Source organism: Mesobacillus sp. MER 48, from assembly GCF_023714225.1.
Taxonomy (GTDB): Bacteria; Bacillota; Bacilli; order Bacillales; family Cytobacillaceae; genus Mesobacillus; species Mesobacillus oceanisediminis_A.
Genome location: NZ_JAMAUR010000001.1, coordinates 600392 through 621315, shown reverse-complemented (window position 1 = coordinate 621315; position 20924 = coordinate 600392). Strand labels below are relative to the sequence as shown.

Here is a 20924-nt window from a genome sequence, read left to right as displayed (position 1 = left end):
TGATCGGTCCGGCCAATTGAGTCAAAGAACGACTTGAGCTGGCCGAAAACGCGATTGAGACTTTCTGACTACGACTCTTCTTTGGTGTTTTTTTCGCATTCAAAACAAAGCAATTTACCATGTTCATGTATTCCATTCAAAAAGCCGTCCATGCAATAAATTTCTTTTCCGCATTTATCACAGTTTCCAACCAATTCTTTCAAATAGATCCCTCCCTATTAAAATAATTCTTGTTCTTGCCCGGAGTTCCTTTTTTAAAAGTCGATTTTTCGACTGAATTAAGGCAAGTCATGAATGAGGGATGTCATAGTAGAACTGTGACGGCGCTCACTACCTGGGGTACGGGTCGGTTCTATAATGAAAATGAAAAGAAAATAGATTCGAAGGAGAGAGGGAAATGACTTTCAACGTAATTATCAATGTTCCTGATTTTGCACCACGGGAAAAACACCCTACTATATTCCAAAACTTTGATTCACTTAAGCCAGGAGAATTCATGCAAATTGTCAATGACCATGACCCAAGGCCGCTTCAATATCAGTTCATGATGGAACGCCCAGAAGCTTTTTCATGGGAGTATCTTGAAGAAGGCCCGGAAACATGGCGTGTAGCAATCGGGAAAAGGAAATAAAAGAAATATAACCTCTGATTCCATGAAAACAACAGGTTCGCCTGTTGTTTTTTTATGCATTAAAAGCAACAAACAAGGCGAAAAAAGCCTTTCTGAATTTCGTAAACCAAAATATCAGAAAAGTATGATAAGATGATGGAAACAGATAAAATGGGGTGAAACGGATGAGTGAAGTAAAACAAACAGAAAAAAACTTCTTGGATTACGTAAAGAAAATGGCAGCCTATGGTGAGGCGCTTTCTTTGATTTATTGGGATTTAAGGACCGGCGCACCCAAAAAGGGAGCAGCTCAGCGATCCGAAGTGATTGGAGTTCTTTCATCTGAGGTATTCAATATGTCAACATCGGAGGAAATGGCTTCATACATAGCGAGACTTTCAAATGAACAAAATCTATCTGAAATTACGCGCAAGACGCTTGAAGAGTGCAGAAAAGATTATGACCGCAATAAGAAAATTCCTGCAGAAGAATATCGGGAATATGTAATCCTGCAATCAAAAGCAGAAACAGTTTGGGAAGAGGCTAAGGCTAAATCTGATTTTGAAATGTTCAAGCCATATCTTGAGAAACTGGTAAAAACGACAAAAAGCTTCATTGAATATTGGGGTTATGAAGGAAATAAGTACAATACTTTGCTAGATATGTATGAACCAGGCGTCACCGTCGAGGTTTTGGACCAGGTGTTTGGTGACCTGCGCAAGAAGATTGTTCCGCTTGTACAGCAGATATCAAGCTCAACTGAAAAACCGGAGACTGGGTTCCTGTTCCGTCATTTCCCTAAAGAGAAGCAGCGTGCATTCAGCCTGGAAATCCTTGAACAAATGGGATACGATTTCGATGCTGGCCGTCTTGATGAAACGGTACACCCATTTGCGATGGGCTTAAACCCAGGAGATGTAAGGGTAACGACGAAATATGACGAATCAGATTTCAGGACAGCGGTATTTGGGACCATTCATGAAGGCGGCCATGCTCTATATGAACAAAATATTTCCGAAGATCTGGTCGGTACGCCTATGAGCTCTGGCACTTCAATGGGAATCCATGAATCACAGTCGCTTTTCTATGAAAACTTTGTCGGACGCAATTATTCTTTCTGGAAGCATAATTACAGTTTGCTTCAGGATTATTCAGAAGGGCAGTTTTCGGGAGTGGATGTCGAGGACTTTTATCGTGCAGTCAATGAGTCCAAGCCAAGCTTGATCAGAATTGAAGCCGATGAGCTAACTTACCCGCTGCATGTAATGGTCCGTTATGAAATTGAGAAAGGCTTGTTCAACGATGAGATTGAAGTCAAGGACTTGCCGCAAATCTGGAATGACAAGTATGAGCAATATCTTGGCATCAGACCTGAAAATGATGCAGTAGGTGTCCTTCAGGATGTCCACTGGGCAGGAGGCAGCTTTGGCTACTTCCCATCCTATGCCTTAGGATATATGTATGCAGCGCAATTCAAGCATGCCATGCTCAAAGACTTACCTGACTATGAGGAACTCCTGGAACAAGGAAACCTTCAGCCGATTAAAGAGTGGATGACTGAGAAAGTCCATAAGCATGGAAAAATGAAAAAGCCGCTTGAAATATTGACGGATGTAACTGGAGAGGGACTCAATGCCCAGTACTTAGTGGATTATTTATACGATAAATACAGCAAGGTTTATCAACTGGTCTAGTATCCAGGATTTTAACTAAACCAAATAATTTGTTTGAACAGCATTTAGAATATAAGATGACAGTCTTTCTGTCATCTTATCTGTGTGGTGAACGTATGAAAGGGAAAATGCCTTATTTTATGATCGCATTTGCAGCGGCTATGTGGGGCTTGATTGGTTTCTTTGTAAAAGGCCTAAACACTGCCGGTTTTAGTGCCATGGAGATTGTGGCCATCCGGGTTTTGACCGCAGCCATTGTTTTAATAATAGTCGGAATTGCTTTTTACCGAAGTCATTTAAAAATAAGGTTAAAGGATTTGTATCTTTTTGTAGGTACTGGAATTTTAAGCATTGTGTTTTTTAACTGGTCTTATTTTACGGCGATCAATCTGATGAATATTCCGATCGCAGTGGCTTTATTGTACACATCTCCTGCTTTTGTGGCGGTTTTGTCATTTCTTTTCCTGAAAGAAAGCATTAACAGAAAGAAACTGTTGGCGATTGTCATGACAGTCATTGGCTGTACACTTGCTGCAGGCATCACCGGGCAGGGAGGAACGTCTTTTTCTGTCTCCAGTATCCTGATCGGCCTTGGGGCAGGGTTCGGTTATGCTCTTTACAGCATTTTTGGGAAGGTGGCATTAAGGCGGTACCATCCATTTACAGTCACTTTGTACACCTTCCTTGTGGCCTCTGCTGCACTGGTTCCGACAACCGGTATAGCCAGTAAAGCTGCTGTCCTGTTCACCGGGGATGTGTGGCTTTATGCGATAGGGTTAGGGATTTTCCCGACCGTGGTTGCTTATTTTGCATACTCCTGGGGCCTTGAACGAACAGAAAGCAGTACTGCTGCTGTTGTAGCAACATTGGAACCTGTCATTGCCACCATGCTGGGATTGCTGGTGTATGGCGACAGGCTGGGCGGTATTCAGCTGCTCGGATCCGCGTTGATTATCATGTCAGTCATTGCTATCAATATCTCTATTCCAATCAGGAGGCAAAAAAAGCACTTCACTGTTTGATCAAAATAGTTATATAGCAGGGGCCAACTAGACAAAGGATGATATTATGTGATAAATTATTACAGTAAAAATCCTTTTATAAACTGCATATTTTAAATCGATGAAAAGGAAAGTAGTTTTTGCTATACTCAATAGCGAGCCGGGGATGGTGGAAGCCTGGTGATGATGCATAAATGAAGAACACCTTTGAGTTCTAACCGAAAGGGATATCATGAGTAGGCTTAGACGTGGCCAGCACGTTATAGACTGGGAAAAGTAATTATGAAGTTGGTCATTTTATGACAATTTGGGTGGTACCGCGGAAGTTCAGCCTTTCGTCCCTTTTTTGGGGGATAGAAGGCTTTTTTTAATGCAAAAAGTTACCATAAGGAGGCTTATTATGATCAAGACTGTAGTAAAAGATCTATACAGAAATCAAGATAGTTATAAAGACAAAACTGTTCAATTAACAGGATGGATCCGCACTCTTCGCGATTCCAAAACGATCGGCTTCATGGAGTTAAATGATGGTACATTCTTTAAGAGTGTACAAATTGTTTTTGAGGATACGCTTGATAACTTCAAAGAAATAACAAAGTTGCCTATCAGCTCTTCTGTTCTAGTGGAAGGTGAATTTGTTCCAACTCCAGAAATGAAACAGCCTTTTGAAATTAAAGCGACAAAAATTGTCGTCGAAGGTTTATCGGATACAGATTATCCTATACAAAAAAAGCGCCATACGCTGGAATACTTAAGGACAATCGCTCACTTGCGTCCGAGAGCCAATGCCTTCTCAGCCGTTTTCAGAGTAAGATCTGTTGCATCCTATGCTCTTCATAAATTCTTCCAGGACAAAGGGTTTGTTTATGTACATACACCAATCATTACTGGAAGCGATACTGAAGGGGCAGGGGAAATGTTCCGCGTGACATCAATGGACTTGAACAAGCTGCCAAAAACAGAAGACGGTAACGTGGATGAAAGTGCTGATTTCTTCGGCAAAGAAACCAACTTAACCGTGAGCGGTCAATTGAATGCCGAAAGCTTTGCTCTTGCTTTCCGTAATGTGTATACCTTTGGCCCGACATTCAGGGCAGAAAATTCGAATACTGCACGACATGCTGCAGAATTCTGGATGGTCGAGCCGGAAGTTGCCTTTGCGGAATTACCGGATATCATGGACCTTGGAGAAGAAATGATTAAGTATGTCATTGATTACGTTTTTGAACATGCACCAGAAGAAATGGCCTTCTTCAACAGCTTTATCGATAAAACACTTGTTGAAAGATTGCAGAATGCATTAAATTCTGATTTCGGAAGGGTTACTTATAGCGAAGCTGTTGAATTATTAAAGAACTCTGGTAAGCAATTTGAATACCCTGTAGAATGGGGTACTGATTTGCAAACAGAACATGAACGTTATCTTAGCGAGGAAATTTATAAGCGCCCTGTCTTCGTAACTGACTATCCGAAAGACATCAAGGCATTTTATATGAGAGCGAATGAGGATGGCAAGACTGTTGCTGCGACCGACCTTTTGGTTCCCGGCATAGGCGAGTTAATCGGCGGAAGCCAGCGTGAAGAAAGAGAAGATGTCCTTGCAGAACGGATTAAAGAACTTGGTATGGCCGAAGAAGATTACTGGTGGTATCTCGAGCTTAGAAAATACGGCAGCACCAAGCATTCCGGCTATGGAATTGGGTTCGAACGACTTGTCATGTATTTAACCGGGATGAAGAACATCCGTGATGTCATTCCATTCCCTCGTACACCAGGGAATGCAGATTTTTAATTAAATCCATGTAAATAATGAACAATAGGATGCTGCGGCATCCTTTTGTTTTTTTTATATAGCTGGAATGAACATGATCCGGATGCAGACTAGTTAATTTAGCTCTTTGTTTATAATTTTTATGCCTTGTAACTAAAAGGCTCTTTAAAGCCTAATGTTGTTTTAACACCTGTTGATTGTAGTGGAAGGCGCGTAGACTCCTCGAAAATGCTAACTCATTTCCTTCGTGCGTGGGCAGGTTCAAGGAAGCCAAATCAATGTCCTGCGGGCACAGCTGGTCAGGTGAGACCCCGCAGGAGCAAAGCGACGAGGAGGCTCAGCGCCAGCCCCAAGGAAGAATTGCTTATGAAAAAGACGGCAGTTGGTCTTTTTCATATTCTTCCAGCGGAAAGCGAAGCGCCTGGAACGAAAATCAACAGTCTTGGTTAACAGAGCCAACTAAAAAAACAGGGTATGAAATCGAGACAGATTTCATACCCTGTTTTGCTTGGTTTTTTTAAAAAAAGAGAGCACATTCATTATTAGAAGAATTTGTATCCCTTCGACCCAATTGGTGCATTTTGAATCATATCGATGAACGGAATTGTGTACGCGAACAGAATCAAAAGAACAGTGATACCGAGCCATAACTTCCAGTTTTCGAATACCATTGGAGTTTTTTCAGCCTGATCAGCAACCTCTCCGACTGGGAATTCTTCTTCACCTTTTGGTGCGAAGAAAGCAAGGTTGATGAAAATGTATAGCATCAGGATGATTCCAAGGAACAGAATGGTTCCGCCAACCGCCTGTGCAATCTGGTATGGAATCCATTCTGCAGCTTGCTCTGAACCGCCGTAGGTTGAGAAAGATGAACGACGTGGAGCACCAAGCAGGCCGGCTGCGTGCATTGCACCTGACATGAAGGTCATGCCGATCGCCCAAATAACACCCTGGATAATCGCTAATTTATTCATTGCTTTTGTCAGGACTCTGCCGGTCAGGTGAGGGACCAGCCAATAGGAAATCCCGAAGAACGTCAATACAACAGAAGTTGCAAGTGTCAAATGGAAGTGTCCAGTAACCCAGATTGTATTGTGGACTACCTGGTTCAATTGGTGGGAAGCATTGACAAGTCCCCCGGCACCAGCTGGAATGAATGCAAGCATGCCGATGAATGGAACTGCGAAACGCGCATCTCCCCAAGGAAGCTTTTTCACCCAGCCGAATAGGCCAGTCGCCCCTTTGGAACGCCCAAACATTTCAAACGTAGCAAACAATGAAAATGCCGTCATTAGTGATGGAATGACAACTAGGAATGTCAAAATTACCTGAAGGAACTTCCATGCCGGATCAATTCCAGGTTCCATCAGCTGATGGTGGAAACCTACCGGGATTGAGAACAGCAGGAACAGGATGAAGGACATCCTTGCCAATGAGTCTGAGAAAATCTTTCCGCCAATGATCTTTGGAACGATTGCATACCATGCCATGTAGGCAGGCAATAGCCAGAAATACACAAGCGGGTGACCGAAGTACCAGAACAATGTACGGCTGACAAGTACGTCAACGCGATCAACAAGGCCCAATGACCAAGGAAGCAGTTGGAACAATACAGTTGCTGCTACGCCGATTGTTGCAACAATCCACATAAGTGTGTTGACAAGGGACATGAAAGTCAGCAGCGGACTAGGCTTTCCAGGGTTTGCTTTTCTCCATGAAGTGTAAGCCATGATGATTGCGGCACCGTCAATCCAGCTTCCGACAATCACGAGTGTAAGGCCCAGGTAAAAGAGTGCATGTGCCTGTAATGGAGCATAAAATGTATACAGGACAGAAGCCTGGTTGGTAAGGATCATGATGGCAGCCATTACTGTACCAATGGTCATGGTCCAGAAACCGATCCATCCGGTCAGGCGCTGTTTGTCAGTGAAGGTTCCTGATGTTTTGCTTACAAGAGCGAGCTGGAATCCCATAATGAAAAATGTTGTTAAGACAAGCCCAAGTACGACTCCATGTATCGTAAGGATCTGGTAATACCCAGTCCATGAAGGCAATTCGAATTTCCCTGAACGGACAAGTGTCTGCAGAAGGCCTGCTAACCCGCCGATGGCAAGTGCGGTGAAAGCGACATAAAAGTGGGCCATGGACAGTTTTCCGTCACGGCGGTCAACTTTTGGATTCATTGAATTAGTATTCATTATTCTACCACCTCGATTTTAGACGTCATCATGTGGTGGCCGACGCCACAATATTCATTACAAACGATCAGATATTCGCCAGCCTTGTCAAATGTAGTGACATATTCACTGATGAAGCCAGGCTCGAGCATCATATTGATATTGGTTCCTGCAACCTCGAAACCATGGATGACGTCTTTAGTTGTAGCGATGACTTTTACTTTTGCTCCCAGTGGAACTTCCACCTGTCCAGGGTTGTAAGAGAATGCGGATGCAACGTATACAAGTTCGTAATCCCACTCTTTTCCTTCAACCTTTTTCAATCCAGGCTCATTGAATGGTGCAGTGGTGTCAACTTTTTCCGGATTGATTGTTGCCAGACAGCTTGGAGGCTGGTTTCCGAGGTAAAAAGCGCTGACCCCGATGACAGTCAGGAAGACGATCAATGTCGTTATCCCGAAGATAAGCCAGATTTTCTCAAATTTATGAATATGCATAACTTCTTTCTCCCCTTTTGGTCTCTCTTAAAAACGATCTACAAATAAGAAATAAACGCCTAACCAAGTGACAATCAAAAAGAATCCTAATAAGAAAACGGATGCAAGTGTTCCTTTCAAGGAAGATCGATCTTCCACCTTTGTATGTGTTTTCTTCCCAATTCCAGGCTGCGCCATCCCGGTCCACTCCCTTCACATAAAATAAGTCCATTGATTAATTGATAAGTACATTCTCATCATACAAAACAATTTGGAAACGTAAATATGGTTTCGGACAGTTCACAAATTGTTCATACCTGACATATTTACTATGTTAATGGTGAAAACGCGTAAATACAGTGATTTAAGTCACATGGAACGTGGGGTAATTGTGAATAATCTGTGAAAATAGTTTTGTGATTATATGAGCAAAACGACATATGTCAAAACCAGTGTGTGACAAGAAGGCTTGACATTTTATTAACAGCAAATCTTAAAAAAGAATCACCATTCTGAGCAGGAATTAATATACTGTCAGAAAGAACATTTTTCGGGAAGTGAAATCATTGCAGAAATATTATTGTGATCATTGCCGACTTATCTATGATGAGAAAAGGATATGCATGAATTGCGGGGAAGCAGCCGAAAAACAGATCTGGATTGAAGTGCAGAAGCAGTCAGATGAGAACAACTAGCACCGAGAGGGGTGCTTTTGTTTATTGAGGTGTACATACAACAAAAGGCCACTGTACTATGGTAAAATGAAAGCAATTTTACATAGGGAGGCTGATAGGTATGTTCTTACCTTCATTTGATTTGAGCGGAAAAACGGCAATAGTGACGGGTGCAGGCCGGGGAATTGGCAGAGCGCTGGCGGTAGGGTTAGCTGAAGCCGGCGCTGATGTCGCACTTCTTGCCAGAACCGAAAAAGACCTCACAGAAACTGCAGGAATGATTGAGGAATTAGGAAAAAAAGCTCTTATACTTCCGACGGATGTCACTGAAAGGGAACAGATACATACTGCGATTGCTGAGATTGAAGCGAAATGGGGAAAGATTGATATTCTTGTAAATAATGCCGGGATGAATATCCGGTCTAAGGCTCTGGATGCGACAGATGAGGAATGGCAACAGATCATGGACACCAATTTGAAGTCTGCCTTCATGATGTCCCAGGAAGCTGGACGCATCATGAAAAGCCAGCAAACCGGCGGAAAAATCATCAATATTGCGTCAGTAGCCGGCCAGGTTGCTCTCAGGACTGGCGTCGTCTATGCCGCAACAAAGGCAGCTCTCATGCAGATGACTAAAGTCCTTGCAATGGAATGGGGACAATATGGCGTCAATGTAAATTCCATTGGCCCGTGGTATTTCAAAACACCATTGACTGAAAAACTTTTAGAAGATGAGTCATATGTAAAAGACATCCTTGCCGTCACACCCCTGAAAAGGATCGGCGAGCTGCCAGAGCTTGTGGGACCAGTGGTCTTCCTAAGCTCAGACGCCGGGAATTATGTAACAGGACAAACCCTATTTGTCGATGGCGGAATGACCATTCACGGTTTTTAAATAGGATTCCTCATTATCCGCTTCCAGCAAAAATGGAACGGTTTTTTGCCAGGAGTTGATTTCACTTGGCCATCACAACGTTGTCTCCCATTGTGCCTTTGTCAACTGGTAATGATTTAATAATGTACGGGCCTCAACTGCATTGTATAATGAACTTGCACAGCAACTCCTTCAAAACGTTAGGCTTCCTCCATCCCGGGGGAAGCTTTTTTTGTTTTCAATCAATATTTGTTTGCTTGCATACTCTCAGGGTAAATGGAAAAAGTAACCGTACATATATGTGAGGAGAGTATTGTCATGCCCAGAATTATTTCCATCGCAGAAGCTGTTCCGCCGTTTTCAATTGAGCAGGATAAAGTCATGGACTTTGCCGAAAAGTTATTTAAAGAGTCCTTTAAGGACATACAACGTCTGCTGTCTGTATTCCAGAATGGCCAGATCGAGAAACGCCATTTTGCCAGGGATCTTGACTGGTTCGAAGTAGATCATACATTTGAGGAAAAAAATGATGCGTATATCGAAACGGCTGTAAAGCTTGGTGCGGAGGCAATCACGAATTGTTTGAAGAATGATGATTTCCTGAAAAATGAAATCCACTTTGAAGAAATAGACGCTATCTTTACAATCAGCAGTACAGGACTTTCGACGCCAAGCATAGATGCAAGAATCATGAATATCCTGCCGTCCTCACAATATACTAAAAGGATCCCGATATGGGGTCTCGGATGTGCAGGCGGAGCGGCAGGATTGTCACGTGCCTATGAATACTGCCTTGCATACCCAAAGGCAAAAGTCCTCGTGCTCTCCATCGAGCTATGCAGCCTGACTTTCCAGCGAAATGACCGGTCAAAAAGCAACCTGATCGGGACCTCTCTGTTTGCCGACGGAGTTGCATGTGCCCTTGTCTGCGGTGATGATTCGGGCTATGAAAAAATCACCAAAAAGAATGCAGCCCCTAATATAGTTGGAACTCAATCCACGACAATGCCGGATTCCGAGGATGTCATGGGCTGGGATGTGAAAAATGAAGGTCTTTATGTTGTATTTTCAAAGGATATACCTACTATTATTGAAAACTGGCTTCAGCCTAATGTACTGAGGTTTTTGAACTCAAACGGCCTTGATGTGCAGGATCTTGACCATTTTATTGCCCATCCAGGCGGCAAGAAGGTTATTGATGCCTATGTTTCAGCATTAAAGCTGCCAGAAACCATGACAAAAAACTCCCTTGACGTCCTGAAAGAATTCGGGAATATGTCATCTGTGACAATTTTATATGTGCTTAAAAGATTCATGGAAACTGCTAAGGAGGGCGATCTTGGACTGGGGGCAGCCCTTGGGCCTGGGTTTAGTTCAGAGCTGCTTTTAATGAGGTGGGAGTAACTTGGTATTCTATCTATTTGTCGGATTGATTATTTTCCAGAGAATAACGGAACTAGTGATTGCCAGAAAAAATGAGGCCTGGATGAAAAAACAGGGAGCAATGGAATTCGGGCAGGGCCATTATCCTGCGATGGTGGCGATCCACACTGCTTTTTTCCTCTTTTTTATTGCTGAAGTGACGCTGTTGAATAAACAGCTGTCGGATTATTGGCCTGTTCTGCTGGCGCTGTTTCTATTCGCACAGGGGATGAGGATTTGGGCACTTGCTTCATTGGGAAGGTTCTGGAATACAAAAATCATCATCCTTCCAGGAGCAAAAGTCATTAAAAGAGGACCCTATAAAATCATAAAGCATCCAAACTATTTGATCGTAACCATTGAAATTCTGGTCATTCCCCTGATGTTCAATGCCTATATTACGATGGCACTTTTCACCCTACTGAACATCCTGATTCTTTCAATCAGGATTCCTGCTGAGGAAAGGGCTTTGAAAGAGTTGACTAAATATGAATCAGCTTTCACGAATCAGGGGCGATTTCTGCCGAATTTGTTAAAGAAGTGTGACAATTAACCATCTCTCATTGAAAATGATAATCAATAGTGCTACACTTTCCTTAGGATGAAAATAGTTCTCAATCAAAAGAACTTCAAGGACGGTGTCGTATAAATGGTATCCATGCTAGTAGTTTCAACGATAGCTGCTTACTCCTTAGTTATGAAATATGTTTTGAGCAATGTTTTAAAACCTCACTAAACTTAAAATATTATTTAAATGGCGGCCCGGACATGATGTTCGGGTTTTTCTTTTTTTACTAGAAAAAATGTAATAATAGGAAAAGGCCGAAAAATCGTATAAAATAAAGTTATTCACAATTTTGTCACAAGGAGTTTGAGGAATGGGCCAGACTGTAGCACATCAAGATCATAAACTTCTCGGGAAGATTTTATCTTTATATCATTTATTAAAAACGAATCAAGATGGAGAAAGCGCTGAAAAAGTGAGGGAGCTGGGGAGGAAAGCGGTTGAAGAAGAATTTTCGATTACCTTCTGCGGCCATTTTTCTGCAGGTAAGTCGAGCATGATCAATAAATTGATCGGCGACAATATCCTGCCATCAAGTCCGATCCCTACAAGCGCAAATCTGGTGAAAATTAAATCAGGAGCAGAATATGCAAAGGTCTTTTTTAAAAACGGAGGATCAAGGCTTTACCCTGCTCCATATGATTATGAAACGGTCAAAAGCTATTGTAAGGATGGTGACCAGATCCAGGCAATCGAAATCAGCCACAACGGTGCGGAATTCCTGCAGCAGGCTGTCATTATGGATACACCTGGAATAGATTCCACGGATGATGCACACCGGATCGCGACAGAATCTGCCCTTCATCTTTCAGACCTTGTTTTTTATGTCATGGACTATAATCATGTGCAATCGGAGCTGAACTTTCTTTTTACGAAAGAGCTGACCGATGCAGGAAAAGAGCTTTATTTAATTATCAATCAGGTTGATAAGCATCAGGATGCTGAGCTGTCATTTGAACAATTCAAGGAAAGTGTGGAAGTTTCTTTTTCAGATTGGGGAGTAAAGCATTCAGGAATTTTTTATACGTCGCTTAAAGTTCCTGAGTCGCCATTAAACCAGTTTGAAGAGCTTCGTGAATTCATCATTGAGCGAAAAAGCAAAAGGGCGGAAATTTTGCCTGTTTCAATCTTCAAGTCCCTGGAGAAGCTCTCAGAGGATCATTTAGGCCGCCTAAAACAGGATGTTTCGGCTCAGGTTGAACAATATGAATCCATTCTCGGAGATCTCTCTGAAAGCGAAAGGCAGCAGCTTTCAAACGAACTGGATCAAATAAGAAGCCATATTGCCAAAATCAAAATAGAGCAAGACCCAGAACAAGAGTTCAGGTCAGGCCAGAATGACATCCTGAAGAATGCATATCTTATGCCGTTCCAGACAAGGGAGCTGGCAGAATCATACCTGCAGGCAAGGCAGCCGGATTTTAAAGTAGGCTTGTTTTTTTCAAAACAAAAAACCGAACAGGAAAGAGCAGCCAGATTGGCCAGTTTCTATCAGGATCTCGAGGAAAAGGTCCAATCACAGCTAAATTGGCACATCAAAGACTTTTTGACAAAGCTATTTAAAAAACACCAATTATCACAACCTGATCTTCAGGCAGCTGCCAATGGTTTCAAGGTGGATTTTGGTGAAGAATTGCTGTCTGGAGCCGTCAAGTCTGGCGCCAGGCTGTCAGGTGATTATGTCCTGAATTATACGAATGATGTCGCTGAGGCCCTGAAAAACCTCGTGCGAAAAGAGCTCGAACCAATTAAAAAAATGTTCCTTCAATATGCAAAAGTCAATGATGATGAGCAAGTGAATGAACTTGTCGAGAAGGAACAGAAATATGAAAAGCTGTTGGACGCCTGGTCAGGTTTGTCCGCAATCAGGGAAAAAATAGACGAGGACAGAAGGCATGTTTCTGAGATTCTTTATGGAGAGCCAATTCAGTTAAAAGATGAGGACTTTAGCCTTTTCGATGCTGAACAGGATGAGCCGGAAGTGATCAGAAACCTGGATCCTGGCACACCGGAACCTGCCGAAGAAAAAGGTGAACCTGTAAAGGATGAGATATCTTCCATTGACCAGGAAGGTAATGATATAGAACAGTTCCATGAAGTGCAAAAAAATTTGGCGGGGAAATTAAACTTCACATCTGAACAGATTGAAGGGATTCCGGGACTGAAAAAGATTGCCCGCGAATTGAAGGATAAAGCAGTGCGGATCAAAGACAGGGAATTCACTGTTGCCCTTTTTGGTGCATTCAGTGCTGGGAAATCCTCATTTGCCAATGCGCTGGTAGGGGAAAGACTTTTACCGGTATCACCTAACCCGACAACGGCCGCAATCAATAAAATCAAACCGGTGACGCCAGAACATCCCCATGGTTCAGTTATTGTTAAAATCAAAACGGATAAAGAACTCACGAAAGAACTTGAACGTTCACTTGGATTATTCGGCGAGAATATCACTGATTTTGAGCGAGCGATCGATCAAATCAAAAGCATTAAATGGGAAGACAGCGGTTATAGTGCAATAGAAAAGACACATTACTCATTTCTCCAGGCCTTTGCGAAAGGATTTAATCATTTCAGGGGAAAATTCGGTGAACAGTTATCCGTTGACCTGGATTCCTTCCGGGAGTATGTAGCACAAGAGGAGAAATCATGTTTTGTTGAATGGATCGAAGTCTATTATGATTGCGAGCTGACAAGGGAAGGAATCACTCTTGTCGATACTCCAGGCGCTGATTCAATCAACGCACGCCATACCGGAGTTGCCTTTGATTATATCAAGAATTCTGATGCCATTCTTTTCGTCACCTATTATAATCACGCCTTTTCAAAAGCGGATCGGGAATTCCTGATTCAGCTTGGCAGGGTAAAGGACAGCTTTGAACTTGATAAAATGTTCTTCATCGTCAATGCAGTCGATTTGGCGAACTCAGTGGAAGAACAGGAGGCTGTTCTGGAATATGTTGAAGGGCAGCTTGTCCAGTACGGAATAAGGAACCCGCATCTATTCCCTGTATCCAGCTTAAAAGGGCTGAATGCAAAACTGCAGCCGGACAGTGGCGGTGACCAGCTCTTTAACTCATTTGAAAAAGCGTTTTATAGATTCATTGCCAATGACCTGATGAACATGGCTGTCGAGTCTGCTGAGGCTAAATGGCATCAGGCTGTGAGCATGATTGAAGAATTGATCCGTTCGGCAGAAGAAGATAAGGCAGCAAAAGCTGAGAAACGTCAAAACCTGCTATCTGAAAAAGAACGGTTGCTGGCTGTTCTGGCCCAGAAGAATCCCGCAATCCTTGAAGAGCGTTTGAAGCAGGAGGGGGACGAATTGACTTATTATATTCGCCAGCGTGTCTTCATTCGCTTTGGTGACTTCTTCAGGGAGGCGTTCAATCCTGCGCTTTTGAAGGATGATGGACGAAACTTGAAGAAAGCTCTGGAGTCGGCGTTGGATGATTTGATTGAAAGTATTGGATATGACCTGGCACAGGAAATGCGAGCAACTTCATTAAGGGTTGAAAACCATATTGCCCAGCTGCTCAAGGAATTCCAGCAAGCGCTTATAACTGAACTGTCAAAAATTAATTCTTCGGTATCCATTTCATTCACTGAAAATGGACCACTATCAGGAATTGAATTTGAGACAGCTTACCAGAGCATCGACCGTGCCATTTTCAAGAAAGCGCTAGGAATGTTCAAAAATCCGAAGTCGTTCTTTGAGAAAAATGAAAAAAGATATATGGCAGAGGAACTTGAACAGCTTTTACACGGACCTTCCGGGGAATATCTAGAGGAAGAGAATTCAAGATTGAAAGAACATTATATGCAAGAAATGAAGCGGGAGTTCGAAAAAGTACAAAATGACTTTTCAGAACAAATCCATGAGTATTTTGAAGGGATCACCTCTGCGCTTGAAGAGAATTTCTCAATAGAAGTGGTTAAACAAGCACTAATGAAAATTGAAAACAACTATAAGGGTTTATTGTAAGCATGAGCGGCAAAAGATTCCATGCATGTGCAACATGTGTTAATTTCCAGGCTGTAAAACAGGATGGGAAAATGAAGTATTATTGCAGCAGGCTAGGGTATGAGACTAAGAGCCACTATCAATTTGCCTGCTGGGATCCAAAAGAACATGTAAAGAAATTGATGGCTAAAACTAAAAGCTGAGGAGTGGTATCCTTGCAAAATTATGTAGACGCTGATTGGCTTAAGGAGCATCTTGACGAGAAGGATCTAAGAGTTGTGGATTGCCGGTTCAAGCTTGGAGATCCTGAAGAGGGCAGACAACAGTATGAACAAAGTCATATTCCTGGAGCAGTCTATTTCGATCTTGAAAAGGACTTGTCTGGCGCTGTCCGTGAGCACGGCGGCAGGCATCCGCTTCCTGATTTGAACCTGCTTAAAGATAAACTTCAGGCTGAAGGAATTAACAATGAAACAACAATCATTGCCTATGATGGCAAGGAAGGTGCTTTTGCATCCAGGTTATGGTGGATTCTGAAATACGTTGGTCATGAAAAGGTGTATATCCTGAACGGAGGCTTCGCTGGGTGGGAAAATAAAGGCTATCCAATTGATCGAACCAAACCCCAGTATGATAAAACAGCATATACCTTAACAGAGAAGAAAGATATGCTGGCCTCTTATGAAGAAGTAAAGGATATAGCACTCAATGGCTCAGGAAACGCGGTCCTGATCGATTCACGGGAAAGCAGACGCTATAAAGGGATTGAAGAGCCGATTGACAGAATTGCGGGCCATATTCCAACTGCCATCAATAAACCGTGGATGGAAGGCTTGGAAAATGGGTCTTTTAAGTCCAGGGAACAGCAAGAAAAGCGTTTTGCCGACCTTGACCGGAACCAGCCTGTCATCGTATATTGCGGATCAGGAGTGACAGCAACTCCTAATTATATTGCCCTGAAAGAAGCAGGATTCAAAAATGTCAAACTGTATGCTGGCAGTTATAGTGACTGGGTTTCATATAAAGAAAATCCTGTCTCCGGGGAAGAGTGAAACACGAAGAGTAAGTGATGTCGAAGGCCTCCACGGTCTGCTTCCGCAAAAAAATGGCGGTTGCGGGGCCGTGGAGTTTTTTAAAAATGCAATTTCCTGGTGTTTTCGTGATCGGAGGTTGATAGAGGCCCTCGTCTTTACATAGAACAATAGGCGTAATTTTCCGTGCGAAGTATGACCATGAGATATGTTATAATATAAAAGTTGTATATTAAATATCGCCAAGCGTTTAACATAAAGACTTATCAAAACAATATTTTAAGGAGGCCTAGCTTTGGATACTAATAAATCGTCACTAATGCTAGTTGACGGAATGGCTTTGTTGTTCAGGGCATTCTTCGCAACAGCTGTTTCCGGACAGTTCATGATCAATTCCAAAGGGGTGCCGACCAACGCAGTCCATGGTTTCGTCAAGCATTTCGCGACTGCTGTTGCTAAATTCAAGCCTACCCATACAGCGGTTTGCTGGGATATGGGCAGCAAAACATTCCGCACTGAAATGTTTGATAATTATAAAGCAAACAGACCTGATGCACCCTTAGAGCTACTGCCCCAATTCGATCTTGTCAAAGAAGTAGTGGAAGCACTTGATGTTCCGAATATCGGCATTCCAGGCTTTGAAGCAGATGACTGTATCGGCACGATTGCAAAGACTGCCAGGGAAGTGGATTCGATCACGATTTTGACCGGGGATAAGGATATCCTTCAGTTGATTGATGACCGGGTTTCAGTCATTCTGCTGCAAAAAGGTTATGGGAATTATCTGGTTCACAATCGAGATACTTTGTTTGCAGAAAAGGGAATTTGGCCTGAACAGATGATCGATTTGAAGGCATTTATGGGGGACCCAAGCGATAACTATCCCGGTGTCCGCGGTATTGGTGAGAAGACCGCCATTAAATTACTTCAGGAACACGGGAATGTGGAAGGTGTCATCGCTAACCTGCATCAATTGACGAAATCACAGCGTGCCAAAATCGAGGCGGACCTCGAGATGCTTCATCTAAGCAGGCAGCTTGCTGAAATCAAGTGCGATGTACCGGTTGAATGCAGGATGGACGATGCCCTATTTAGAATTGACAGGGATAAGCTTCTTTCCAAGTTTAATGAAGTAGAACTGCGAGGCTTGCACCGCCTTTTTGAAAACGATACAATGTACGCTTAATAAAACGGCTGGATTCTGCTCCAGCCGTTTTTATATTGCCAATTATTTTGTATTCTTCTTCTTGGCGGCATTCTCAAGCTTTGATTTCGGTTCTTCAGCAAATTCAGCATCCTGCCCGTAGCCCTGTGGATTAACTCCTGGTGCCTTTGTTCCTCTGTTTCCCTTTTTACTCATCGCAGTTGATCCCTCCAAAAAATTTTGTTTAAAACTTCATAGAAAAGTGAATTAACCTTAATAGGTTGTCTGCTTGAACAGCTTAATCCTTATTATGAACGGTCAAGAATAAAAGCAATCATTTTTCTTCAAAATAACATGGAGGTGACAGATATGAATAAAGGTGCAGTGATCGCGATATCAAGTATCGGCCTGGCTCAGGCTTTAAAAATACCGATTCATTATGCAAAAACGCAGGAATGGAAACCAGATTTGTTTTTGGCTACAGGAGGCATGCCCAGCTCACACTCAGCTGGTGTCTCATCCTTAACCACCTATGTTGCCCTTACAAGGGGAGTGCGTTCGATTGACTTCGCGCTTTCCCTAGTTTATGGCATGATAGTTATGTATGATGCCCAGGGGATCAGAAGGCAGACAGGAGAACTTACTTTAAAAGTGAATGACCTTGATGAATTGATTGATAAAATACATCAGGACGACCCAGTGGAGTTTGAGGAAAAGTCCCCGGATCCTTTGAAAGAAATGCTCGGGCATCAGCCGAAAGAAGTGCTTGGAGGCGCCCTTTTAGGTATGCTTATGGGATTTGCTGGTTATTATTTAACGAAAAAACGGTAGAAAAAGCTCGATTAATGCGGTAAAATTTTACTAGAAACGGCTTGAAGAGAGAGGATTGATTCAGTCAGTGCGGACAGTTGAAGATTATCTGCTTCATTTGAAGAGCAAGGGGTTCCTTTTTCGCGAAGATGCAATCGGCTTCATTTATTTCGGACAGCAATATACGAATTCCACCGATGAACTCGCGAATGCCGCCATTGAAATCACCCTGATGGCTCAAAAAGGTTTTGACGGGAGCTTTTATATTTCATTGCTTGAAACGTTCGCTTCTAATAAAATTGATTCCCGCAAAGCAGCATTGCAATTTGTCAAAAAAATCGAGCTTTTGGCCGTATGACGAAAAGCGGAAGCGCCTTGGCCAGCCCCGATAAGCTGCTCAGCGCTAACGCTTATCGCAATATACTTTAGAGAAAATTTAGCAAGAGGAGAAAACTGGCTATGCGCTGAACCCTGGCGATTCTCTAAGTGGAAATTATTCTAAGCTAGTTCCTAAAAAAGGCTGGTTCCAAAGCGTCATGCTTTGAAATCAGCCTCTTTTTTCGGGAATATTTTACGAACGAAGCTTTCGAATTTTCCTGATGGCAATTCAGCGAAGATCATTCCGGCAAAAATCAGCGCACAACCCGCCAATGCGCTATAGGTCAGGCGCTCATCTGCCCAAAAATAAGCGGTAATCGCTGCAAAAACAGGTTCCATTGCAAAGATCAGGGCAACTCGTGTAGCAGTCGTATGCTTCTGGAAATTCGTCTGGATGAAGAACGCAAGGGCGGTTGCAAGAATCGATGTAACCAATAAGGCTACCATCACATCCGCAGAAAAAATGACCTCTGGCTGAAAAACCCTTTGCCAGTCCTCGAAAAGGACAGAAGATACTGCTGAAAGAGCGGCAACAGTCGAAATCTGCACAGCTGTCAAAAGCAGTGTAGGATAACTGCTTGAAAACTTGCCGGTAAAAACGATATGGAGGGCGAAACCTGCAGCACAAATCAGCACAAAAGCATCCCCGATGTTAAGGCCCGACACATCTGACATCGTTAATAAATAGAGGCCGGTGGTGGCCGCTGAAACGCCTGCTATTGAGTTCATTCCAGGGCGCTGTTTCAAAATCCCAATCATCAGCAAGGGAACCAGTATGACGCTCAAGCCAGTGATAAAACCAGCCTTTGAAGAGGTAGTGTACAAAAGGCCAAGCGTCTGGAAGGCATAGCCTATGAACAGCCAAAAACCCAGCATGATCCCTGATAAAAGCAATCTCTTATCAACTTTCTGAAGTTGATGCCTTTCAAAGATCACTAGCCATAGTCCCAGCAGGATTGCGGCAATGCTAAATCGGACGGCATTAAACGCTAATGGCTCAAGGAAGGAGATGGCATTTTGTACGACGACAAAAGTTGCACCCCAGATAAGAGCAACAAATAATAAGCTTAAGTCTGCAAAAGTTGATGCTTTCATTTAGATATCGGTTCCTTTCGTATTGTTGTCTCTTATCGCTTTCCTGGCTAATTCATCAGCTGTTTTATTTTCGCTCGATGGAATCCATTTCATGAAGAACAGATCGAATTGCCCTGCAAGCATCAACGCTTTTTCAAGAAGTGGGGCGTAAAGTTTGTTTTTGACGAACTCCTTCTCGACCGCAGCATTGACCAGCTGTGAATCAGTCCTGAAGGAAACAACTTTAAAATCTTTTTCAATACAGATTTCCAATGCTTTTATAAATGCATGATATTCAGCTTCATGGTTTGACATGACGCCAAGAGGGATGGAATATCTAAAAACCTCCCCTTCCCCCTTAATAAAAATGCCAGCACCGCTTGGTCCCGGGTTGCCAGCACTTGCTCCATCGATATATACCTCGAACAAAAACGATCACTCCCGGTTGGTTTGTACAGATAATAGATAGTGTATCATAATAGGAGCGATTATTTATAAAAATATACAAATGCATTTTCTGCAGCAACAACTCTTTTTCATTGTAACGGTCATGGAAAATGGGTAAGATAACTAAAAATGGTGGAGACACAACTGATCGGAAAGTGGGGAGAAGTCTTGAAATATAAATTGGAATGGGAATATAAAACAAAAGGTCTGGCTCCTATCCTGTTCAGCTCTGATTATCTGGATGGAGAACATGCACTTCAGGCTGGTGAAGAACTCGAAAAATCGGGCAAAGCGTTGGAAATCTCCTTCACTGATGAAATTGGTACCTCCTGGTCAATCAAGGAAATGCGCAAACTTCTTGCAGAGGTGGAAGAAGAGCCTCATGACCTGACTGTTTATTTCGATGGAGGATTCGATAATGCCCATTATAAGGCCGGACTTGGCACAATCATTTATTACAAGCAGGGCAAAAAGAAATACAGGCTGCGCGCCAATGAAGTATTCGATGAGCTGGAAACGAACAATGAAGCAGAGTATGCAGCTCTTTATTTTGCGCTTTCTATCCTTGAGGAAATGGGCGTTAGGAACATGTCTTGTGAAATAAAAGGTGATTCCCAGGTGGTTTTGAAGCAGCTGGAGGGTGAGTGGCCTTGCTATGAAGAAACTCTCAACCGCTGGCTGGACCGGATCGAAAAGAAGATAAAGGACCTCGGATTGCACCCAAAATACAATCCGGTAGGAAGGAAAGAGAACAAAGAGGCTGACAAGCTGGCAACCCAAGCTTTGCAGGGGAAGATGATCAACAGCAAAATGCAAATAATATAGCCAGGAGGGAA

21 protein-coding genes and 1 other annotated feature are annotated in these 20924 nt (G+C 42.9%); of the genes, 14 read left to right on the top strand and 7 right to left on the bottom strand.

From position 1 onward, the window contains the following. Window positions 1–68: 68 nt before the first annotated feature. On the bottom strand, window positions 69–203 hold the full coding sequence (locus M3593_RS23965; RefSeq protein WP_260983649.1) for a hypothetical protein: 135 nt from the start codon (window positions 201–203) through the stop codon (window positions 69–71). Between the two features lie 194 nt (window positions 204–397). Between M3593_RS23965 and M3593_RS03135 the strand changes: the two genes are divergently transcribed. From M3593_RS03135 to M3593_RS03115, 5 genes are all read left to right on the top strand, one after another. Beyond that, window positions 398–631, top strand: coding sequence for a DUF2249 domain-containing protein (locus M3593_RS03135; protein ID WP_144479999.1), 234 nt, complete (start codon window positions 398–400; stop codon window positions 629–631). A gap of 164 nt (window positions 632–795) precedes the next feature. Then, complete coding sequence (locus tag M3593_RS03130; protein WP_144479997.1) at window positions 796–2304, top strand: carboxypeptidase M32; 1509 nt, start codon at window positions 796–798, stop codon at window positions 2302–2304. 95 nt (window positions 2305–2399) lie between these two features. Further along, on the top strand, window positions 2400–3305 hold the full coding sequence (locus M3593_RS03125) for an EamA family transporter (RefSeq protein WP_144479995.1): 906 nt from the start codon (window positions 2400–2402) through the stop codon (window positions 3303–3305). 91 nt (window positions 3306–3396) lie between these two features. Beyond that, window positions 3397–3630 (top strand) — a binding site (T-box leader). A gap of 54 nt (window positions 3631–3684) precedes the next feature. Continuing rightward, window positions 3685–5076 (top strand): asparagine--tRNA ligase, encoded by a 1392-nt coding sequence (asnS, locus tag M3593_RS03120; RefSeq protein ID WP_251540643.1) that lies wholly within the window; start codon window positions 3685–3687, stop codon window positions 5074–5076. A 257-nt stretch (window positions 5077–5333) separates the two neighbouring features. Next, window positions 5334–5576 carry a hypothetical protein gene (locus M3593_RS03115; RefSeq protein ID WP_186326835.1) on the top strand — a complete coding sequence of 81 codons (243 nt, stop codon included), beginning with the start codon at window positions 5334–5336 and terminating at the stop codon, window positions 5574–5576. 21 nt (window positions 5577–5597) lie between these two features. Here M3593_RS03115 and M3593_RS03110 read toward each other — a convergent pair whose 3' ends face one another. From M3593_RS03110 to M3593_RS03100, 3 genes are read right to left on the bottom strand one after another with little or no spacing between them, the layout of a single operon-like run. Beyond that, window positions 5598–7253 carry a b(o/a)3-type cytochrome-c oxidase subunit 1 gene (locus tag M3593_RS03110; RefSeq protein WP_144479990.1) on the bottom strand — a complete coding sequence of 552 codons (1656 nt, stop codon included), beginning with the start codon at window positions 7251–7253 and terminating at the stop codon, window positions 5598–5600. Continuing rightward, complete coding sequence (locus tag M3593_RS03105; RefSeq protein ID WP_251540641.1) at window positions 7253–7729, bottom strand: cytochrome c oxidase subunit II; 477 nt, start codon at window positions 7727–7729, stop codon at window positions 7253–7255. The genes M3593_RS03110 and M3593_RS03105 overlap by 1 nt, the downstream gene beginning before the upstream one ends. Window positions 7730–7756: 27 nt before the next feature. Continuing rightward, window positions 7757–7906: a cytochrome c oxidase subunit 2A gene (locus tag M3593_RS03100; protein WP_144479986.1), complete on the bottom strand. Its 150-nt coding sequence runs from the start codon at window positions 7904–7906 to the stop codon at window positions 7757–7759. A 597-nt stretch (window positions 7907–8503) separates the two neighbouring features. Here M3593_RS03100 and M3593_RS03095 point away from each other — a divergent pair. The 6 genes from M3593_RS03095 to M3593_RS03065 all read left to right on the top strand — a co-directional run bounded on the left by M3593_RS03095 (window position 8504) and on the right by M3593_RS03065 (window position 17421). Next, window positions 8504–9277 carry an SDR family NAD(P)-dependent oxidoreductase gene (locus M3593_RS03095; protein WP_251540639.1) on the top strand — a complete coding sequence of 258 codons (774 nt, stop codon included), beginning with the start codon at window positions 8504–8506 and terminating at the stop codon, window positions 9275–9277. A 297-nt stretch (window positions 9278–9574) separates the two neighbouring features. After that, complete coding sequence (locus tag M3593_RS03090; RefSeq protein ID WP_144479980.1) at window positions 9575–10660, top strand: type III polyketide synthase; 1086 nt, start codon at window positions 9575–9577, stop codon at window positions 10658–10660. Window position 10661: 1 nt separating this feature from the next. Next, window positions 10662–11231, top strand: a complete 570-nt coding sequence (locus tag M3593_RS03085) for an isoprenylcysteine carboxyl methyltransferase family protein (RefSeq protein WP_144479978.1) — start codon at window positions 10662–10664, stop codon at window positions 11229–11231. A gap of 325 nt (window positions 11232–11556) precedes the next feature. Beyond that, window positions 11557–15225 carry a dynamin family protein gene (locus M3593_RS03080; RefSeq protein ID WP_251540637.1) on the top strand — a complete coding sequence of 1223 codons (3669 nt, stop codon included), beginning with the start codon at window positions 11557–11559 and terminating at the stop codon, window positions 15223–15225. A 185-nt stretch (window positions 15226–15410) separates the two neighbouring features. Then, window positions 15411–16256, top strand: coding sequence for a sulfurtransferase (locus tag M3593_RS03070; protein ID WP_313959735.1), 846 nt, complete (start codon window positions 15411–15413; stop codon window positions 16254–16256). Window positions 16257–16530: 274 nt separating this feature from the next. After that, complete coding sequence (locus M3593_RS03065) at window positions 16531–17421, top strand: 5'-3' exonuclease (RefSeq protein WP_251540635.1); 891 nt, start codon at window positions 16531–16533, stop codon at window positions 17419–17421. Between the two features lie 42 nt (window positions 17422–17463). On the opposite strand, the gene sspL is transcribed toward M3593_RS03065, so the two are convergent. Then, window positions 17464–17595 (bottom strand): small, acid-soluble spore protein L, encoded by a 132-nt coding sequence (sspL, locus tag M3593_RS03060; protein ID WP_023627620.1) that lies wholly within the window; start codon window positions 17593–17595, stop codon window positions 17464–17466. A gap of 153 nt (window positions 17596–17748) precedes the next feature. On the opposite strand from sspL, the gene M3593_RS03055 reads away from it, so the two are divergent. Then, window positions 17749–18210, top strand: a complete 462-nt coding sequence (locus M3593_RS03055) for a divergent PAP2 family protein (protein WP_144479969.1) — start codon at window positions 17749–17751, stop codon at window positions 18208–18210. 55 nt (window positions 18211–18265) lie between these two features. Continuing rightward, the gene (locus M3593_RS03050) at window positions 18266–18547 is read left to right on the top strand and encodes a DUF6123 family protein (RefSeq protein ID WP_251540633.1); all 282 of its coding nucleotides are present in this window, start codon (window positions 18266–18268) and stop codon (window positions 18545–18547) included. A 176-nt stretch (window positions 18548–18723) separates the two neighbouring features. On the opposite strand, the gene M3593_RS03045 is transcribed toward M3593_RS03050, so the two are convergent. Together M3593_RS03045 and M3593_RS03040 are read right to left on the bottom strand one after the other, a co-directional pair. Further along, window positions 18724–19662 carry a DMT family transporter gene (locus M3593_RS03045; protein ID WP_251540631.1) on the bottom strand — a complete coding sequence of 313 codons (939 nt, stop codon included), beginning with the start codon at window positions 19660–19662 and terminating at the stop codon, window positions 18724–18726. After that, window positions 19663–20070 (bottom strand): reverse transcriptase-like protein, encoded by a 408-nt coding sequence (locus tag M3593_RS03040; RefSeq protein ID WP_144479965.1) that lies wholly within the window; start codon window positions 20068–20070, stop codon window positions 19663–19665. A 186-nt stretch (window positions 20071–20256) separates the two neighbouring features. Between M3593_RS03040 and M3593_RS03035 the strand changes: the two genes are divergently transcribed. Further along, on the top strand, window positions 20257–20913 hold the full coding sequence (locus M3593_RS03035; RefSeq protein ID WP_144480057.1) for a reverse transcriptase-like protein: 657 nt from the start codon (window positions 20257–20259) through the stop codon (window positions 20911–20913). The last annotated feature ends 11 nt before the right edge of the window (window positions 20914–20924 follow it).

What these genes read in the sequence shown, in the direction of transcription:
- M3593_RS03090 (WP_144479980.1), top strand. Translation starts at nt 9,575, where the DNA reads ATGCCCAGAATTATTTCCATCGCAGAAGCTGTTCCGCCGTTTTCAATT.
- sspL (WP_023627620.1), bottom strand. Translation starts at nt 17,595, where the DNA reads ATGAGTAAAAAGGGAAACAGAGGAACAAAGGCACCAGGAGTTAATCCA.
- M3593_RS03100 (WP_144479986.1), bottom strand. Translation starts at nt 7,906, where the DNA reads ATGGCGCAGCCTGGAATTGGGAAGAAAACACATACAAAGGTGGAAGAT.
- M3593_RS03130 (WP_144479997.1), top strand. Translation starts at nt 796, where the DNA reads ATGAGTGAAGTAAAACAAACAGAAAAAAACTTCTTGGATTACGTAAAG.
- M3593_RS03080 (WP_251540637.1), top strand. Translation starts at nt 11,557, where the DNA reads ATGGGCCAGACTGTAGCACATCAAGATCATAAACTTCTCGGGAAGATT.
- M3593_RS03110 (WP_144479990.1), bottom strand. Translation starts at nt 7,253, where the DNA reads ATGAATACTAATTCAATGAATCCAAAAGTTGACCGCCGTGACGGAAAA.
- M3593_RS03125 (WP_144479995.1), top strand. Translation starts at nt 2,400, where the DNA reads ATGAAAGGGAAAATGCCTTATTTTATGATCGCATTTGCAGCGGCTATG.
- M3593_RS03135 (WP_144479999.1), top strand. Translation starts at nt 398, where the DNA reads ATGACTTTCAACGTAATTATCAATGTTCCTGATTTTGCACCACGGGAA.
- M3593_RS03045 (WP_251540631.1), bottom strand. Translation starts at nt 19,662, where the DNA reads ATGAAAGCATCAACTTTTGCAGACTTAAGCTTATTATTTGTTGCTCTT.
- M3593_RS03095 (WP_251540639.1), top strand. Translation starts at nt 8,504, where the DNA reads ATGTTCTTACCTTCATTTGATTTGAGCGGAAAAACGGCAATAGTGACG.
- M3593_RS03115 (WP_186326835.1), top strand. Translation starts at nt 5,334, where the DNA reads ATGTCCTGCGGGCACAGCTGGTCAGGTGAGACCCCGCAGGAGCAAAGC.
- M3593_RS03105 (WP_251540641.1), bottom strand. Translation starts at nt 7,729, where the DNA reads ATGCATATTCATAAATTTGAGAAAATCTGGCTTATCTTCGGGATAACG.
- asnS (WP_251540643.1), top strand. Translation starts at nt 3,685, where the DNA reads ATGATCAAGACTGTAGTAAAAGATCTATACAGAAATCAAGATAGTTAT.
- M3593_RS03055 (WP_144479969.1), top strand. Translation starts at nt 17,749, where the DNA reads ATGAATAAAGGTGCAGTGATCGCGATATCAAGTATCGGCCTGGCTCAG.